Below are 16,243 nucleotides of genomic sequence, written 5' to 3'. Positions count from 1 at the left end.
CTGCGTGCCGCGGCGCCTCCGGGCGCCGTCGGGGCTCGGGAAGGGCCGTGCATGATCCGTACGAGGTCGTTGTACTCCGATGGCTCCCGGCTCCGCCGGCCGGCCCTGTTCGCTCTTCCCGCCGCCTGGGGCGCGACGGCCGTGGCGTGGAGGTTCGCCTGCCCGCCCGCCAGGGAGCCGGGGCTGCCGATGCGGATCGCCGCCGGCGTCGTCTTCCTCTCGGTCGGCATCGGTCTCGTCCTCGGCGTCCGGCGCGGGCTCATACGCGAGCTGGCCCGGGCGCGGGCCGTCGCGGCCGCCACCCAGCAGGTGCTGCTGCGACCGCCGCCGGGCCGCCTCGAAGGGCTGACCCTGGCCGCCGGGCAGCTCTCCGCCTCCCGGGGCGCCTCCGTCGGCGGGGACCTGTACGAGGCGGTGGCCACCCCCTACGGGGTGCGGATCGTCCTCGGGGACGTCCGGGGCCACGGGCTCGCCGCGCTCGGCGCCGTGGTCGCGGTGCTCGGCAGTTTCCGCGAGGCCGCCCACGACGAACCCGAACTCGCCGGGGTGCTGCGGCGGTTGGAGCGGGCCCTGGAACGGCACCTGCGGGAGCGGGCCCGGGACGAGCACCCGGCGCGGGCCGGGACGGACCCCGAACACCCGGCGGCGGAGGAGTTCGTGACGCTGCTGCTCCTGGAGATCGGGCCCGACGGGCGGCTCGCCCTGTTCAACTGCGGCCACCCCGCCCCGTACCGCCTCGGCCGGAAGCCTGAGCGGCTCCCCGTGGGGGACCCGCTGCCCCCGCTCGGGGTGCTGCCGCTGCCCGCCGGCCTCGCGCCGCACACGGCGGCCCGGCTGCTGCCCGGTGAGACCCTCGTCCTGCACACCGACGGCGCGGAGGAGGCCCGGGACCGCCGGGGCCGGTTCTTCGCGCTCGACGCCGCCCTGGCCGGGCCGCCCGGCGAGGCGCCCGCGGCCCTGGTCCGCCGGGTCCACGCGGAGCTGCTGCACCACACGGGCGGCAGGCCCGCCGACGACGTCGCGCTCCTCGTCGTGCGGAACGACCGCGCCAGGGTGCCGGCGCAGCCCGCCGAACCCGGGCTGCGCCGGCCCCGGCCCGCCCCCTCCTCCCACTGTTGAGGGGAGGGGGACGGGCACCGGCGCCGCCCGCCCCGCCACGGAGTGTCGGGCAGATCAGCGGGGCGGGCGACGCGGACCGGGCGGCCGCACTGTACGAGGGGGAGCCGGCGGCCCGGTCGTCGCCTTGCGGCGAGAAGCACAGTCAACCGGGGCCGGGCCGGGCGCGGCAGAGCGCGCGGACCGGAAGAACGGGTGCTCCGTTCACACCCCGTGCGAAACCCCGGTACAGAACCCCGGACGAAGCTCCGGTGAGGAACCTCCGGTCCGGAACCCCCCCGTCCGGAACCCCCGGTCCGAAACCCCCGGACGAAGCTTCGGTGCGGAACCCCCACGGGAGGTCTCCGTGCCCCTCCGCGCGTACACCTCGTGCACGCGATCCCCCTCGTACGGGCCACTCCCCGCCACTTCGCCCCGTACGAAATCGGCCACCGCTACGCTGAGTTCACCGAGCGACCGGAGCGGCCATGCAGCCCAACACCTTGCTCGACGCCCTGCTCGACGAAGCGGGCGTCTCGCACGCCGGCCTCGCCACCCGGGTGAACCGGGCCGGCCGGGCCAGGGGACTCACCCTGCGTTACGAACACACCGCTGTAGCGCGCTGGTTGAAGGGCCAGCGGCCGCGCGGCCAGGTGCCGGACCTGATCTGCGAGGTGCTCGCCGCCCGGCTGGACCGGCAGGTGACCCTGGACGACATCGGCCTCGGGGTCCCGGGCGGCCCGGTCCAGGCGCCCGGTTCGCCGCTCTCCGGCTTCGTGGACCGGGCGGCCGCCCTCTGGCGCTCCGACGAGCAGCAGCGGCCGTACGTCGTCTCCGCGCCGGCCCTGACCGGCACCCCCGCGGTGATCCCCGTGTGGGAGTGGGAGAACCCGCCGGAGGACGTGGACGTCTCCCGTACCGGCCGGACCGCCGTCTCGGCCGCCGACATCGCCGTCCTGGTCGCCGCCCGGTCCCACTACGAGCAGATGTACCGCAAGGCCGGGGGCGTCGCGACGCGGGCCCGGATCGTCGGCTTCCTCACCGCCGAGACGGCGCCGCTGCTCCGGGGCACGTACGGCGACGCCCTCGGGCGGGAGCTGCACCGCGCCGCCGGCGGTCTGGTGGCGGTGGCCGGGATCTGCGCCTACGACGCCGACGCGCACGGCCTGGCCCAGCGCTACTTCCACCAGGCGCTGCGGCTCGCGAAGGCCAGCGGGGACCGGGGGCTCGGCGCGTACGTGATCGCCCTCCTCGTCAACCAGTCGCTGTTCGCGGGGGAGTACCGGCAGGCGGTGGCGTTCGCGGAGGCGGCGCTGCGGTCGGCGGGGCGGCGGATCACCCCGGCGCTCGCCGCCGACCTGACGGCGATGCAGGCGAAGGCGTACGCGCACCTGGGCGACCGGGTGACCGCGCTCGCCTGCATCCGGCGGGCCGAGGAGGCGGCGGAGCGGATCAGTCCGGGGGAGGAGCCGGCCGAGACGGGCTACGTGCAGCCGGGGCTCGTCAACGTGCAGATCGCGGAGGCCCTCCTCGGCCTGGGCGACCTTCCGGCGGCCCACGACCACGCCGTGGCGGCGGTCGGGGCGCCCTCGCACGACCGGGGGCGGGTGCACCGGCTCGCCATGCTGTGCCGGGTCCAGTTGCGGCAGGGGGAGGCCGACGGGGCGGCGCGCACGGCGGTGGAGATGACCGAGCGGGCGCGCGGAATGGAGTCGCGGAGGCTGCGGGACCGGCTGCGGGAGGTGCGGGAGCACCTCCTCGCGAGCGACGCGGCGGACGCGCGGGAGGCGGCGGCCCTCATCGACGGGGCCCTGCGCGTTCCCCTCTGACCCCCTGCCCCTGATCCTCCGGCCCCCCGACCCCCTGATCCTCCGGCCCCCCGCCCCCCTGATCCTCTGGTCCCCCGACGCTTCTGGCCTGTTCCGGTCGTTTCCGGCCGTCTCTGTCCTTCTCCGCTCTCCTGCGATCCCCTTCGGTCTCCCAGTGCTGCGATATTGCCACCAAACAAGCTCCGATCAGTCGGAAGGTGGCAAGAACGTGCAGTGGACGAAGTTGAGCGAACGCTCTGTCTATGAGAACCGTTGGTTCCGAGTGAACCTCGCGGACGTCGAACTCCCGGACGGCCGCCACCTGGACCACTATCTGATCCGGCTCCGGCCGGTCGCCGTCGCGACCGCCGTCAACGAGGCCGACGAAGTCCTGATGCTCTGGCGCCACCGCTTCATCACCGACAGTTGGGGCTGGGAACTGGCCGCCGGAGTGGTCGAGGACGGCGAGGACGTCGAGTCCGCCGCCGCCCGCGAGATGGAGGAGGAGACCGGCTGGCGGCCGGGGCCGCTGCGCCACCTCCTCACCGTCGAGCCCTCCAACGGCCTCACCGACGCCCGCCACCACCTCTACTGGGCGGAGCGGGCCACGTACACCGGACCGCCCGAGGACGCGTTCGAGTCCTCGCGGCGGGCCTGGGTCCCGCTGAAACAGGTCCCCGACATGATCGCCCGGGGCGAGGTCCCGGCCGCGAACACGGCCGCCGGGCTGCTGATGCTCCACCACCTGCGCCTCGGCTGAGCCGGGAAAGGCCGGACGGCCCGTACCTGTGCGGGAGTACGGGCCGTCCGGGTGGTGCGGAGAGTGGTCTGTGAAGGGACCCCGGGAGCGAGGGCCCGGGAGGCGGGGGCCTCAGGAGTACGGGTAGAAGCCCGAGCCCGTCTTCCGGCCGAGCCGGCCCGCGTCCACCATGCGCTGGAGCAGCGGGGGAGCGGCGTACAGCGGCTCCTTGAACTCCGAGTACATCGAGTCGGCGATCGAGGCGATCGTGTCCAGGCCGATCAGGTCGGACAGCTTCAGCGGGCCCATCGGGTGGGCGCAGCCGAACTCCATGCCGTTGTCGATGTCCTCGCGGCTCGCGATGCCCGACTCGAACATCCGGATCGCGGAGAGCAGATACGGCACGAGCAGCGCGTTCACCACGAAGCCGGAGCGGTCCTGCGCGCGGATCGCGTGCTTGCCCAGCGCCTTCTCGGCGAAGGCCTGGGCCCGGCTGATCGTGCCCTCGGAGGTGGTGAGGGCGGGGATCAGCTCGACGAGCTTCTGCACCGGGGCCGGGTTGAAGAAGTGGATGCCGATGACCTGGTCGGGGCGGGAGGTCGCCACGGCCAGCTTCACCAGCGGGATCGAGGAGGTGTTCGAGGCCAGGATGGCGTCCGGACGGGTGATCACCTGGTCGAGGATCTGGAAGATCTCGGTCTTGACCTGCTCGTTCTCCACCACGGCCTCGATCACGAGGTCGCGGTCGGCGAACTCGCCCAGGTCGGTGGTGAAGCTGAGGCGCGCGAGGGTCGCGTCCCGCTCCTCCTCGCTGATCTTGCCGCGCTCGGCGGCCTTCGCCAGCGAGTTGTAGAGCCGGGTGCGACCGATCTCCAGCGCCTCGCCGGTGGTCTCGGCGACCCTCACATCGAGGCCGCTCCGGGCACACACCTCCGCGATGCCCGCGCCCATCTGGCCGCAGCCCACCACTCCGACGCGCTCAATGTCGGCCATGGAGTCCGTCACCTCGTGCCTTTCGCTCTTCTGCCGGCGGCGGGCCCGTGTGATTCCGGTGCGTCCGCCTCGATCCCCCGACGTTACCGCTCATTAACCGATGATCGATCGCCCGGGACGTGGGCATGCTCTCCCGGTGAGTGTGACGTATCCGACAGAGGAGGGGTACAAGTGCGGCTTATCGGGAGAAGAGGGTTCGTGGTCGGCACCACGGGAGCGGCGCTCGCCGTGACGGGAACGACAGGGACGGCGACGGCGGACGAGACGGCTCGCGGGGACGCGGAGGCGGGCGCGGCACCCGAAGTGAGGAGCCAGGCCCGGGGGAGGCCGTACCGCCGCCGGGAGTTCCGCGGCATGTGGCTGGCGACGGTGAGCAACATCGACTGGCCCTCCGCGCCCGGCCTGACCGCGGACCAGCAGCGCGCCGAACTCCTCGTCCACCTCGACACGGCGGTCGAGCGGCGCCTCAACGCCGTGGTCCTTCAGGTCCGGCCGACCGCCGACGCCCTGTGGCCCTCGCCGTACGAGCCGTGGGCGGCGTGCCTCACCGGCACCCAGGGCCGCGACCCCGGCTGGGACCCGCTGGGCACGGCCGTCGTCGAGGCCCACGCGCGGGACCTCCGGCTGCACGCCTGGTTCAACCCGTACCGGGTGGCGAACCACACCGATCCGGCCCGGCTCGTCGCCTCCCACCCGGCGCGGCGGCACCCGGAGTGGGTGCTGCCCTACGGCGGGAAGCTGTACTACGACCCCGGCCTCCCCGAGGTCCGGCGCTTCGTCCAGGACGCCATGCTGGACGCGGTGCGCCGCTACGACGTCGACGCCGTGCACTGGGACGACTACTTCTATCCGTACCCGGTCGCCGGGCAGGACTTCGGCGACGACGGGACGTACGCGCGTCACGGCGGCGACTTCCCCGACCGGGCGTCCTGGCGGCGGCACAACACCGATCTGCTGGTCTCCGAGATGTCCGCCCGGATCAAGGAGGCCAAGCCGGACGTGGCCTTCGGCGTGAGCCCCTTCGGGGTCTGGCGGAACGCCGCCACCGACCCAGAGGGCTCGGACACCGCCGCCGGCGTCCAGACGTACGACGACCTGTACGCCGACACCCGCAAGTGGGTGCGGGAGGGCTGGCTCGACCACATCGTGCCCCAGCTCTACTGGCACATCGGCCTGGCCGCCGCCGACTACGCCGCGCTGTTGCCCTGGTGGGACGAGACGGTACGGGGCACCGGCGTCGGCCTCTACGTCGGCGAGGCGCTCCACAAGGCGGGCGACCCCGCCCAGCCCGCCGCCTGGCAGGACCCCGCGGAGCTCTCGCGCCACCTGGAGCTCGCCAAGGGGTACGCCGGGGTCGGCGGCCACTGCTTCTTCTCGGCGAAGGAGGTCGCGCGGGACCGGATCGGGGCGATGGCCAGGGTGGTGGCCGATCACTACCCGACCAGGGTCCGCCCGCCGGAGTGACGGCCCTTCAGCCGGTCCCCGCCTCCGGGTGGTGACGCACGACGGTGTCGGGGCCGGGCGACATCAGGGCCTCGTGTCCGTCGTCGAACTTCACGCGGTACGGGGGAGTGCCGTCCTCCCCCAGTACCTGAAGGACCTCGGCCGTACGGTCGTGGTGGCCGACGGTCCGTCCGTGCACCAGCAGTGTGTCGCCCACGCTCGCCTGCATCGGGGTGACCTCCTCGCGACCGGACGCGTGCCGGTTCTCGCTCTTCGGAGTCCTTGCTTGCCATTGTGACCGTTTCGCCCGGTTCCGTCGCCCCGGGCTCCCCGGGCTCCTTGAGCTCCTTGGTCACCCCCTCACCCCGCCACCTCGTCACCCGGTCACCCGGTCACCCGGTCACGACTTCGACCGCTGGGTGACCGCGATGCAGACCAGGACCGCGACCGCCGCGACGGGGGCGGTCGGCGACAGGTCCTCGCCGAGCAGGGAGACCGACCAGACGAGGGTGAGGAGCGGCTGGGCGAGCTGGAGCTGACTGGCCTTCGGGATGCCGATCGCCGCCATGCCCCGGTACCAGACGTACAGGCCGAAGAAGGTCGAACCGGCGGCGACCCACACCAGGCCGACGACCCCGTGGGCGTTCAGGTGGACCGGCTCCAGGGACAGGGCGACGGCCGAGGCCACCAGCATCGGCGGCAGGCAGAACACCAGGGCCCAGCCGATCACCTGCCAGCCCGGCATCAGGGCGGCGAGCCGGCCGCCCTCGGTGTAGCCGGCCGCGCACACGAGCAGCGCCCCGAAGAGGTACAGGTCGCCGGTGGAGGGCGCCCCGCCGCTCTCCGCGAGCGTGAAGCCGAGCACCACCACGGCGCCGGAGACGGCCGCGATCCAGAAGGTGCGGGAGGGGCGCCGGCCCGTCCGCAGGGCGGCGAAGGCCGCAGTGGTGAGCGGCAGGAGGCCCACCACCACGGCGGCATGGGAGGTGGTGGAGGTCTGCAGGGCCAGGCTGGTCAGGAGCGGGAAGCCGACGACGACCCCGCCGGCGACCACCGCGAGCCCCGCCCAGTGGCGCCGCTCCGGCAGCGGCACCCGGCCGGCGAGCAGGAAGACGCCGGCGAGGAGGGCGGCGAGCGTGGACCGCACGGCCACGAGCGACCAGGGGCCGAAGCTTTCCAGGCCCCAGACGGTCGACGGGAAGGTGAGCGAGAACGCGACGACGCCGAGCCCGGCGAGCAGGGTGCCCCGGGACCGGGGGTCGGACGCGGGGGTACGGGAGGGGGCCGCGGGGCCCGGAGCGCCGGACGGCCCGGTGGCGGAGGAGACGGCTCCGGGAGCCGAGGGCCCGGACGGCCCGGTGGTCCGGGAGGCACCTCCGGTCCCGGCGGCTGAAACGCCCGACGGTCCGGCCGTGCGGGGCTCCGGGGCGGTGACCGCTATCGCGGTGGAGGCAGTAGCGCTATCGTGTGCTCTCATGCATGAGCGTAGCAGTGTCGCGGAACTGGTAAAATCCCTGAAGAGTGAGCTCGACCGCTACTCTCCAGGTGGAAAGCTGCCATCGAGTCGCGCGCTCGTCGAGCGCTACCGCGTCTCCCCGGTCACCGTCACCCGCGCCCTCGCCCAGCTCGCCGCCGAAGGGCTCGTCGTCACCCGGCCCGGCGCCGGCGCCTTCCGCGCGGAACCCCGCACCCCCGCCCCGGCCGCCGGGGACACCTCCTGGCAGGAGGTCGCCCTCAGCGCCGACACCGCCACCGAGCTCGTGCCCCGGGCCGTCGACGCCTCCGGCGTCCTCGTCACCCTCTCCGCGCCCCCGCCCGGCGTGATCGAGTTCAACGGCGGCTACCTCCACCCCGCCCTCCAGCCCGAGCGGGCCCTCGCCGCCGCCCTCGCCCGCGCCGGCCGCCGCCCCGGCGCCTGGAGCAGGCCGCCCGTCGACGGCCTGCCCGAGCTGCGCGAATGGTTCGCCCGCGAGATCGGCGGCAGCGTCACCGCCGCCGAGATCCTCGTCACCGCCGGGGGGCAGTCCGCGATCACCACCGCCCTGCGCGCCCTCGCCCCGCCCGGCACCCCCGTCCTCGTCGAGTCGCCCACCTACCCGGGCATGCTCGCCGTCGCGCGCGCCTCCGGACTCCGCCCGGTCCCCGTGCCCACCGACGCCGGGGGAGTCCGCCCCGAGCTCCTCGAAGCCGCCTTCCGCGCCACCGGGGCCCGCGTCCTCGTCTGCCAGCCGCTCTTCCAGAACCCGACGGGCGCCGTCCTCGGACCGGAGCGGCGCCGGGAGGTCGTCCGGATCGCCCGCGCCGCCGGGGCCTTCGTCGTCGAGGACGACTTCGCCCGCCGCCTCGTCCACGAGGACGCCCCGCCGCTCCCCGAGCCCCTCGTCGCCGAGGACCCGGACGGCGTCGTCGTCCACGTCCGCTCCCTCACCAAGCCCGCCTCGGCCAGCCTCCGCGTCGGCGCCCTCGCCGCCCGGGGACCCGTCCTGGAACGGCTGCGCGCCATCCAGGTCGTCGACAGCTTCTTCGTCCCCCGGCCCCTCCAGGAGGCCGCGCTCGAACTCGTCGGCTCCCCGGCCTGGCCCCGGCACCTCCGCGCCGTCTCGCAGGAGCTCAAGGCCCGCCGGGACGCCATGGCCGGCGCCCTCGCCCACCACCTCCCCGAACTCGCCCTGCCCCACATCCCCTCCGGCGGCTACCACCTCTGGCCGCGCCTCCCCGACGCCCTGCCCGAGGCCTCCCTCCACGCCACCGCCCTGCGCACCGGGGTCGCCGTGGCCCCCGGCCGCCCCTACTTCTGCGCCGAACCGCCCGCCGGCCACATCCGGCTGAGTTTCGCGGGTGTCGCGGGCCCCGTGGAGATCGCGGAGGGGGTGCGCCGCCTGCGGGCGGCGGTGGACGAGCTCACCGGCTGACCGCCCGGCCCGGGCGGCGCGAGCGCCCCGCCCGGCTCCGGCCCCGCAAGACCTCCGGTCACATGCGCCCGACAAGCCCCGCGCTCCCGGAAGCCTCCGCCCGTCGGTGGCCGCACCCTTCCGGAGGACCCCGTCATGCACGGGGCGTACGAGATCTCGTCCGGCCCCGCCCGGACCGCCGCCGCCCGCGTCCACCGCCGGACCTCCACCACCACCCGCCGGGCCCACGCCCGACCTCGGGAGAAGCGGGACCGGGCCGTCGCGGGCCCGCCCGGCCCCGGCGCCCACCCCCGCGAGAGCGGCGGGGCGAACGCCTCCGCGCACGTCGTCACCGACTACGCCACCTCCGCCCGGCTCCGCGACGTCCACGCCGACCACCCGGCCCGGGGCGCCGGACCCGGCTCCGCGTCCGTCACCCCCGTCCGGGACCTCCCGGAGCCGTACGGGCCGAGCCGCGTCGTGCCCACCACCGCCGGCGCGCACGGCGTGGACGAGGAGGTGGGTTTCGCGCCACTGCGAAATCCGGACAAGTGGACGGCTCTCGGGCGGCCCCGGCCCCGGCCCCCTCCGTCCCCCGAAGCGAACCCTTGACCAGCGGCGCCACCGGCCTCACGATCGCGGCCATGGGTCTTCGAGTGACGTTCGTCACGGCGGCACGCAGCTCCTCCCTGCTCGCCGAACGCTTCGACGACGACCGGCCGATGGACGAGGCCGGCTGGTACGAGGTGCAGCAGGCCGCGCCCGCGCTCATCCCGCTCGGCGCGGCCGAACTGCGCTACTGCTCCCCGACCCCGCGCAGCCGCGCCACCGGCACCGCCCTCGGCTACGCGCCCCTCGTCCAGCCCGCCCTGCGCGACTGCGACATGGGCCGCTGGCGCGGCCTGACCCTCGCCGAGGTCGCCGCCCTCGAACCGGCCGCCGTCGACGCCTGGCTCACCGACGCCCGCACCGCCCCGCACGGCGGCGAACCGCTCCTCGCCTTCATCACCCGGATAGGGAACTGGCTCGACACCCGGCCCGCCGAGGACTGCGACATCGTTGCCGTCGCCGAGCCCTCCGTCGTACGGGCCGCCCTCGTGTACGCCCTGAAGGCGCCGCCCGCCACGTACTGGAACGTCGACGTCCGACCCCTCTCCACCGTCACCCTCGCCGGCCGCCCCGGCCTCTGGCACCTCCAGCTCGACGCGGCCCTGCGCTGACGGTCCGCGCCGCCGGGACGGGGGCGGGGGCGCACGGCGGCGGAGCGGGGCGTACGGCGGAGAAGGGCGTACGGCGGGCAGGGCGGGCCCGGCCCCGCGACCGGCTAGCCTGAACCCACGATGAACCGTTTGAGCACGTCATGGGGCGCCTTCACGCTGACCCGCCACCCCGAGGACCCGCGCGACCCGCTGCGCGCCTGGGACGCGTCCGACGAGTACCTCCTGGGGCACCTGGCCGACACCGGCACCGACCTCTCCGGCACCGTCGTCGTCCTCGGCGACCGCTGGGGAGCCCTCGTCACCGCGCTCCGGGCGGCGGGCCCCGGCGAACTGGTGCAGATCACCGACTCGTACCTCGGCGGGAGGGCGACACGGACCAACCTCGCGCGCGCCGGCGCCGCCCCGGACGCCGTCCGGCTGCTCACCACCCAGGACCCGCCGCCCGAGCGGATCGACGTGCTCCTCGTCCGCGTCCCCAAGAGCCTCGCGCTCCTGGAGGACCAGCTCCACCGCCTCGCCCCCGCCGTCCACGAGGGCACCGTCGTCGTCGGCACCGGCATGGTCAAGGAGATCCACACCTCCACGCTGAAGCTCTTCGAGCGGATCCTCGGCCCCACCCGCACCTCCCTCGCGGTGAAGAAGGCCCGGCTGATCCACACCACCCCCGACCCCGCCGCCGCCCCGGGCCCGAACCCCTGGCCGTACCGCTACGACCTCCCCGGCGACACCCCCGCGCCCGGCCTCCCCGGGCGGACCGTCACCAACCACGCCGGCGTCTTCTGCGCCGACCGCCTCGACATCGGCACCCGGTTCCTCCTCGCGCACCTGCCCCGCGGCCTCGGCCGGGCCCGCGTCGCGGACCTCGGCTGCGGCAACGGCGTGGTGGGCCTCGCGGTCGCCCTCGCCGAGCCCGGGGCGGAGCTGGTCTTCACCGACGAGTCGTACCAGGCCGTCGCCTCGGCCCGGGAGAACTTCCGCGCCCACGCGGGCGACGGGCGCGCGGCCGAGTTCCTCGTCGGCGACGGGCTCGCGGACCTGGCCCCCGGCTCGATGGACCTGGTCCTCAACAACCCGCCGTTCCACAGCCACCAGGCCACCACCGACCGCACCGCCCGCCGCATGTTCGCCGACGCCCGGCGCGCCCTGCGCCCCGGCGGCGAACTGTGGGTCGTCGGCAACCGGCACCTCGGCTACCACGTCACCCTCCGCCGGATCTTCGGCAACGGCGAACTGGTCGCGAGCGACCCGAAGTTCGTGGTCCTGCGCGCGGTCCGCCGCTAGGGGGCGTCCGGCGGATCAGGGTCGGACGGGTCCCAGGGGAGCCCGGCGGGCTTGACCCTGACCCGCGGGTCAGGGTTTACGGTCCCGCCGACCCGCCCGCCCTCCTCCCTGGAGCCCGCCATGGCCACCCACCGCGAGATCCGGCTGCGCACCCGCCCCGCGCACGGCCTCCCGTCCCCCGAGCACCTCGAACTCGTCACGACCGCGCTCCCCGTCCCCGCCCCCGGCGAAGTCCTCGTCAGGAACCGCTGGTTCGCGGTCCAGGCCGCCCTGCGGACCCTCATCTCCGGCCGGATCGAGGGCGCGCCCCTGCCGTCCGTCGAGCCGGGCGACACGCTGTTCGGCGCGGCCGTCGGCGAGGTCGTGTCCGCTCCGCCCGGCGGCCCGCGCCCTGGAGAGCCGGTCTTCCACTGGCAGGGCTGGCGCGAGTACGCCGCCGTCCCCGTCTCCGCCTGCACGCCCCTCGGCGACGCGCTGCCCGACCCGGTCGCCCACCTCTCCCAGGGCAGGACCGCGTACGCGGCCCTCACCCGGGGCGCGGAGGTGCGCGCCGGCGACACGGTCCTCGTGACCGGCGGGGCGGGCGCGGTGGGCACGATGGCCGGGCAGATCGCCCGGCTCCTCGGCGCGGGCCGGGTCGTCGGCACCACCGGCTCACCGGCCAAGGCCGAGCGGCTCGTCTCCGGACTCGGCTACGACGCGGCCGTCGTGCGGGACACCGGCGAGCCCCTCGCCGCCCAGCTCGCCGGGGCCGCGCCCGACGGCATCGACGTGATCTTCGACAACGTCGGCGGCGAACAGTTGCGCGCGGCCGTCGACGCGGCCCGCCCCGGAGCCCGCGCCGTCCTCGTCGGCGCCCTCTCCGGCCAGCTCGACCCCACCGGGACCGGTGCCACCGCGCGCGTGGAGCTCGATTCGTACGCGCTCGTCCTCAAGCGGATCGCGCTGCGCGGCTTCAGCCCGCTCGACCACCCGGAGGCGGACGCCGAGTGGCGGGAGCGCTTCGGAAGCTGGCTCCGCGCCGGCGAGATCACCTTCCCGCACGTCCGGGTGGCGGGCATGGAACGGGCCGCCGGGGCGTTGCGCGAGGTGATGACGGGGCGGCACCTCGGCGCGGTCGTGGTCGAGTTGCCCTGACGGAGGTGGCCGTCCGGGCCACGGCGGAGGGCGGACGGCATGCGGATCGGCGACGCGGCGGCAGCGGCGGGGACCACACCCAGGGCCCTGCGCCTGTACGAGCAGCGGGGTCTCCTCCCACCGCCCGTCCGCACCCCGTCCGGTCAGCGGGAGTACGGCCCGGACGATGTGGCACGCGTGCGCGTGGTGCGCGAGCTCCTCGCCCTCGGCCTGACGATCGAGGACGTCCGCGCCTGCGTGGACCGCCTCCCCCTCCTCGACGTGGACGCGATCCGCTCCCGGCGGATCCCGGAGGGCGTCTGCGTGCGGACCTCCACGGTCGTCGACCGGCGGATCGCGGCCCTCGACGAGGAGATCGCCCGGCTGACCCGGATGCGCGACGAACTGGTCTCCCGCGCGGCCGCGCCGCGGGGCCGCCGCCCGGAGGAACGGGCCGCCCCGCCCGGGAACGCCGGGACGCGAAAGGGCCGGCCCGGCACCGAGGGTGCCGAACCGGCCTTCCGTGGCTGACAGGGCGCCGACCACACGCACGTACGAACGAACGGGCCGTACGTACGGGCCGTATTGACGAGCCGTCGCCCGGTGTCCGCCGTCAGTCCGTGCCGGACTCCATCGCGGCCCGGTCGAGCAGCTCGTCCTCGTCGGAGGACGCGCCGCGCGAGGCGATGGCCTCGGCCCCGCCCTCCGGCATGTTGCCGATCAGTCCGGTCGCGGCGGCCTGGGCGGCGCCGATGGCCGGGCCGGCGGTGCCGATCAGGCCGAGGCCCGCGTACTGCTCCAGCTTGGCGCGGGAGTCGGCGATGTCGAGGTTCCGCATGGTGAGCTGGCCGATCCGGTCCGACGGGCCGAAGGCCGAGTCCTCGGTGCGCTCCATGGACAGCTTGTCCGGGTGGTAGCTGAACGCCGGGCCCGTGGTGTCGAGGATCGAGTAGTCCTCGCCGCGCCGCAGCCGCAGGGTCACCTCACCGGTGACGGCCGCGCCGACCCAGCGCTGGAGCGACTCGCGGACCATGAGGGCCTGCGGGTCCAGCCACCGGCCCTCGTACATGAGCCGGCCGAGGCGCCGGCCCTCGTTGTGGTACTGGGCGAGGGTGTCCTCGTTGTGGATCGCGTTGACCAGGCGCTCGTACGCGGCGTGCAGCAGGGCCATGCCGGGGGCCTCGTAGATGCCCCGGCTCTTGGCCTCGATGATCCGGTTCTCGATCTGGTCCGACATGCCCATGCCGTGGCGGCCGCCGATGGCGTTGGCCTCCATGACGAGGTCGACGGCGGAGGAGAACTCCTTGCCGTTGACGGTGACCGGGCGGCCCTGGTCGAAGCCGATCGTCACGTCCTCGGCGGCGATCTCGACCGACGGGTCCCAGAACCGGACGCCCATGATGGGCTCCACGGTCTCGACGCCCGTGTCCAGGTGCTCCAGGGTCTTGGCCTCGTGGGTGGCGCCCCAGATGTTGGCGTCGGTGGAGTACGCCTTCTCCGTGCTGTCCCGGTAGGGGAGGTCGTGGGCGAGGAGCCACTCCGACATCTCCTTGCGGCCGCCCAGCTCGGTCACGAAGTCGGTGTCCAGCCACGGCTTGTAGATCCGCAGGTGCGGGTTGGCGAGCAGACCGTAGCGGTAGAACCGCTCGATGTCGTTGCCCTTGAAGGTCGATCCGTCGCCCCAGATCTGGACGTCGTCCTCCAGCATCGCCCGGACCAGCAGGGTGCCGGTGACGGCGCGGCCCAGGGGCGTGGTGTTGAAGTAGGCGCGGCCGCCCGAGCGGATGTGGAACGCGCCGCAGGTGAGCGCGGCGAGGCCCTCCTCGACCAGCGCCGCCCGGCAGTCGACCAGGCGCGCGATCTCGGCACCGTAGGTCTTCGCGCGGCCGGGCACCGAGGCGATGTCGGGCTCGTCGTACTGGCCGATGTCGGCGGTGTAGGTGCAGGGGACGGCGCCCTTGTCGCGCATCCATGCGACGGCGACGGAGGTGTCGAGGCCGCCGGAGAAGGCGATGCCGACGCGCTCGCCGGCGGGCAGGGAGGTGAGGACCTTGGACATGGGAAGAGTATGCATCATCTCGCATGGTCATGCAAAGAGGGCGCGGGGGAGCCCCGGGAAAACCCGTGAGGGGGGCGGGGGCGCGAGGGCGGTCGCGCCGCCGGGCCGGGGGAGGGGCCGTGCTCGCTCGCCCGCATCCTTGACGCGGCCGCCTCCGACGTAACGTGCGTGGTGAACCGGGACGGGCGGCCGGCGATCCGTTCCGGTACGAGACGGGGGAGGGCGGAACATGGACGACGCGCGGCTCGTGGCGGCGGTCCGGCGGGGGGACGCGGAAGCCGTGACCGCCTTGCTGGAGGCCGGGGCGGATCCGGACGCGGTCGCGGACGACGGCCTGCCGGTGCTCTGCCTGGCGGTCGCCGCCTACGACGCCGCCGTCGCGGAGGCGCTCGTCGAGGGCGGCGCGGATCCGGACCGGGAGCTGCCGGACGGAACGACCCCGCTGGTACGGGCGGTCGACGGCGGTTCTCCGGCGGTGGCGGGGGCCGTGCTGGGCCGGGAGCCCCGGCTGCGCCTCCCGGAGGCGGAGAGGGGGCGGCTGCTCGCCCTGGCCCGGCACTGGTACGAGCGGGGCGCGGAGGGCGGGCTCCGCGACAGGACGGGGGAGCCCGGCCCCGTCCGCCGGGCGCGGGTGAGGGACGACGAGTACCACTCCGTGTCGGAGCTGACGCTCGGCGGCCTGACGGTCCGCGACGGGCACGGCGCGATCCTCACCGGCCTGGAACGGGCGTTCCGCGTCCTGGCGCCCGTGGACGAACTGGTGGCCAGGGCCGTGGCGCGGCGCGATCCCGAGCACGTCGACCGGTCCTCCGCCCTGTGGACCCTCGACGGGCGTCGCAGCAGGGAGACGTGGTCGGCCGTCACGGCACACCGCCACGGCCCGGATCCGGAGCGCCGGCTGTTCGTCCTCGACGTCCTCCGCCTCCACCTCCTCTTCACCTCGAACTGGCGGAACTCCTACGAGCGGGAGACGGCGGAGCTGCTCGTCGCCTGGGCGGCCGGCGGCGAGGACGACTCCCGCGTCCTCGCCGAGGTGCTCCGCGTCCTGAGCGAGGCGGAGCACCGGGACCTGGAGGCCGTGGGACTGCGGCACGCCGGTCACCCGGATCCGCGTGTCCGCGCCCGGGTCCCCGTCCTGCTGTTCGACGGGGAGGGTCCCGCCCCCGGCGCGGCGACCCGCGCCGCCCTGCTCGCGCTCGCCGGGGACGAGGACCACGAGGTGCGCGCCGAAGCCGTCCGGGCGGTGGTCGCGGCCCACGGCGCCGGTCCCGGTTTCACGGACGCCGTCGTCGCCCTGCTCCGGGACCCGGCGGCCGGGGTGCGGGCCCGCGCGGCGGAGGCCGTCGCGAACGGCGCGGACCGCGCCGGGGCGATCGCCGACGCCCTCGCGGCCCTGTGCGACGAGGACGACTTCGAGACGCGGCTCCATGCCGCCTACGGCCTCCTCCGGCGCCACGACCCGCGCACCGAGGAGGCGGTCCGGCACCTGGGCCCGCTCTTCCGGCCGGGCTACGAGCACGACCACCGCCTCTCCGCGGTCGTCCACTGGAACCGGGAGCGCGAGAGCCGTTCCGCCGCCGAATGACGCCGACGCCCCG

General features: G+C 75.2%; 15 protein-coding genes. 11 read left to right on the top strand and 4 right to left on the bottom strand.

Going from position 1 to position 16,243, the window contains the following annotated elements:
• Positions 1 to 51: 51 nt before the first annotated feature.
• From ACFYNX_RS22855 to ACFYNX_RS22845, 3 genes are all read left to right on the top strand, one after another.
• On the top strand, positions 52 to 1,119 hold the full coding sequence (locus tag ACFYNX_RS22855) for a PP2C family protein-serine/threonine phosphatase (RefSeq protein ID WP_388663660.1): 1,068 nt from the start codon (positions 52 to 54) through the stop codon (positions 1,117 to 1,119).
• Between the two features lie 464 nt (positions 1,120 to 1,583).
• A complete protein-coding gene (locus ACFYNX_RS22850; protein ID WP_388663658.1) occupies positions 1,584 to 2,924 on the top strand; it encodes a transcriptional regulator in 1,341 nt (446 codons plus the stop codon).
• Positions 2,925 to 3,132: 208 nt separating this feature from the next.
• Positions 3,133 to 3,663, top strand: coding sequence for an NUDIX hydrolase (locus tag ACFYNX_RS22845; protein ID WP_185893396.1), 531 nt, complete (start codon positions 3,133 to 3,135; stop codon positions 3,661 to 3,663).
• A 111-nt stretch (positions 3,664 to 3,774) separates the two neighbouring features.
• On the opposite strand, the gene ACFYNX_RS22840 is transcribed toward ACFYNX_RS22845, so the two are convergent.
• Positions 3,775 to 4,635: a 3-hydroxybutyryl-CoA dehydrogenase gene (locus ACFYNX_RS22840; protein ID WP_125663463.1), complete on the bottom strand. Its 861-nt coding sequence runs from the start codon at positions 4,633 to 4,635 to the stop codon at positions 3,775 to 3,777.
• A 198-nt stretch (positions 4,636 to 4,833) separates the two neighbouring features.
• On the opposite strand from ACFYNX_RS22840, the gene ACFYNX_RS22835 reads away from it, so the two are divergent.
• On the top strand, positions 4,834 to 6,099 hold the full coding sequence (locus ACFYNX_RS22835; RefSeq protein ID WP_388663656.1) for a glycoside hydrolase family 10 protein: 1,266 nt from the start codon (positions 4,834 to 4,836) through the stop codon (positions 6,097 to 6,099).
• 7 nt (positions 6,100 to 6,106) lie between these two features.
• Here the strand turns inward: ACFYNX_RS22835 and ACFYNX_RS22830 are convergent, their stop codons facing one another.
• Together ACFYNX_RS22830 and ACFYNX_RS22825 are read right to left on the bottom strand one after the other, a co-directional pair.
• Entirely contained in the window at positions 6,107 to 6,307 is a 201-nt protein-coding gene (locus ACFYNX_RS22830) for a DUF1918 domain-containing protein (RefSeq protein ID WP_365539960.1), read from the bottom strand.
• Positions 6,308 to 6,478: 171 nt separating this feature from the next.
• Positions 6,479 to 7,555: an EamA family transporter gene (locus tag ACFYNX_RS22825; RefSeq protein ID WP_388663654.1), complete on the bottom strand. Its 1,077-nt coding sequence runs from the start codon at positions 7,553 to 7,555 to the stop codon at positions 6,479 to 6,481.
• Between ACFYNX_RS22825 and ACFYNX_RS22820 the strand changes: the two genes are divergently transcribed.
• The 6 genes from ACFYNX_RS22820 (at position 7,554) to ACFYNX_RS22795 (ending at position 13,117) form a co-directional block, all read left to right on the top strand.
• Positions 7,554 to 8,990: a PLP-dependent aminotransferase family protein gene (locus tag ACFYNX_RS22820; RefSeq protein ID WP_388663652.1), complete on the top strand. Its 1,437-nt coding sequence runs from the start codon at positions 7,554 to 7,556 to the stop codon at positions 8,988 to 8,990. The two genes, ACFYNX_RS22825 and ACFYNX_RS22820, sit on opposite strands and share 2 nt — an antisense overlap.
• A gap of 135 nt (positions 8,991 to 9,125) precedes the next feature.
• On the top strand, positions 9,126 to 9,581 hold the full coding sequence (locus ACFYNX_RS22815) for a GNAT family N-acetyltransferase (RefSeq protein WP_388663650.1): 456 nt from the start codon (positions 9,126 to 9,128) through the stop codon (positions 9,579 to 9,581).
• Between the two features lie 32 nt (positions 9,582 to 9,613).
• Positions 9,614 to 10,189, top strand: a complete 576-nt coding sequence (locus ACFYNX_RS22810) for a histidine phosphatase family protein (RefSeq protein ID WP_125668497.1) — start codon at positions 9,614 to 9,616, stop codon at positions 10,187 to 10,189.
• A 120-nt stretch (positions 10,190 to 10,309) separates the two neighbouring features.
• The gene (locus ACFYNX_RS22805; protein ID WP_388663647.1) at positions 10,310 to 11,470 is read left to right on the top strand and encodes a methyltransferase; all 1,161 of its coding nucleotides are present in this window, start codon (positions 10,310 to 10,312) and stop codon (positions 11,468 to 11,470) included.
• A gap of 120 nt (positions 11,471 to 11,590) precedes the next feature.
• The gene (locus tag ACFYNX_RS22800; RefSeq protein ID WP_388663645.1) at positions 11,591 to 12,607 is read left to right on the top strand and encodes an MDR family NADP-dependent oxidoreductase; all 1,017 of its coding nucleotides are present in this window, start codon (positions 11,591 to 11,593) and stop codon (positions 12,605 to 12,607) included.
• A 39-nt stretch (positions 12,608 to 12,646) separates the two neighbouring features.
• Entirely contained in the window at positions 12,647 to 13,117 is a 471-nt protein-coding gene (locus tag ACFYNX_RS22795; RefSeq protein WP_365539954.1) for a MerR family transcriptional regulator, read from the top strand.
• A gap of 82 nt (positions 13,118 to 13,199) precedes the next feature.
• Here ACFYNX_RS22795 and argG read toward each other — a convergent pair whose 3' ends face one another.
• Complete coding sequence (gene argG / locus ACFYNX_RS22790; RefSeq protein WP_125668573.1) at positions 13,200 to 14,645, bottom strand: argininosuccinate synthase; 1,446 nt, start codon at positions 14,643 to 14,645, stop codon at positions 13,200 to 13,202.
• A gap of 229 nt (positions 14,646 to 14,874) precedes the next feature.
• Here argG and ACFYNX_RS22785 point away from each other — a divergent pair, with 229 nt between their 5' ends.
• A complete protein-coding gene (locus ACFYNX_RS22785) occupies positions 14,875 to 16,230 on the top strand; it encodes an ankyrin repeat domain-containing protein (protein ID WP_388663642.1) in 1,356 nt (451 codons plus the stop codon).
• Positions 16,231 to 16,243: the final 13 nt, after the last annotated feature.

The organism is Streptomyces sp. NPDC007872 (assembly GCF_042868165.1).
Lineage (GTDB): Bacteria > Actinomycetota > Actinomycetes > Streptomycetales > Streptomycetaceae > Streptomyces.
This window is presented reverse-complemented; position numbering and strand designations above follow the sequence as displayed.

Coding starts and splice junctions, on each gene's coding strand:
- ACFYNX_RS22850 (WP_388663658.1), top strand. CDS start 1,584: ATGCAGCCCAACACCTTGCTCGACGCCCTGCTCGACGAAGCGGGCGTC.
- ACFYNX_RS22795 (WP_365539954.1), top strand. CDS start 12,647: ATGCGGATCGGCGACGCGGCGGCAGCGGCGGGGACCACACCCAGGGCC.
- ACFYNX_RS22825 (WP_388663654.1), bottom strand. CDS start 7,555: ATGAGAGCACACGATAGCGCTACTGCCTCCACCGCGATAGCGGTCACC.
- ACFYNX_RS22815 (WP_388663650.1), top strand. CDS start 9,126: ATGCACGGGGCGTACGAGATCTCGTCCGGCCCCGCCCGGACCGCCGCC.
- ACFYNX_RS22840 (WP_125663463.1), bottom strand. CDS start 4,635: ATGGCCGACATTGAGCGCGTCGGAGTGGTGGGCTGCGGCCAGATGGGC.
- ACFYNX_RS22820 (WP_388663652.1), top strand. CDS start 7,554: ATGCATGAGCGTAGCAGTGTCGCGGAACTGGTAAAATCCCTGAAGAGT.
- ACFYNX_RS22800 (WP_388663645.1), top strand. CDS start 11,591: ATGGCCACCCACCGCGAGATCCGGCTGCGCACCCGCCCCGCGCACGGC.
- ACFYNX_RS22830 (WP_365539960.1), bottom strand. CDS start 6,307: ATGCAGGCGAGCGTGGGCGACACACTGCTGGTGCACGGACGGACCGTC.
- ACFYNX_RS22785 (WP_388663642.1), top strand. CDS start 14,875: ATGGACGACGCGCGGCTCGTGGCGGCGGTCCGGCGGGGGGACGCGGAA.
- ACFYNX_RS22810 (WP_125668497.1), top strand. CDS start 9,614: ATGGGTCTTCGAGTGACGTTCGTCACGGCGGCACGCAGCTCCTCCCTG.
- ACFYNX_RS22805 (WP_388663647.1), top strand. CDS start 10,310: ATGAACCGTTTGAGCACGTCATGGGGCGCCTTCACGCTGACCCGCCAC.
- ACFYNX_RS22855 (WP_388663660.1), top strand. CDS start 52: ATGATCCGTACGAGGTCGTTGTACTCCGATGGCTCCCGGCTCCGCCGG.
- argG (WP_125668573.1), bottom strand. CDS start 14,645: ATGTCCAAGGTCCTCACCTCCCTGCCCGCCGGCGAGCGCGTCGGCATC.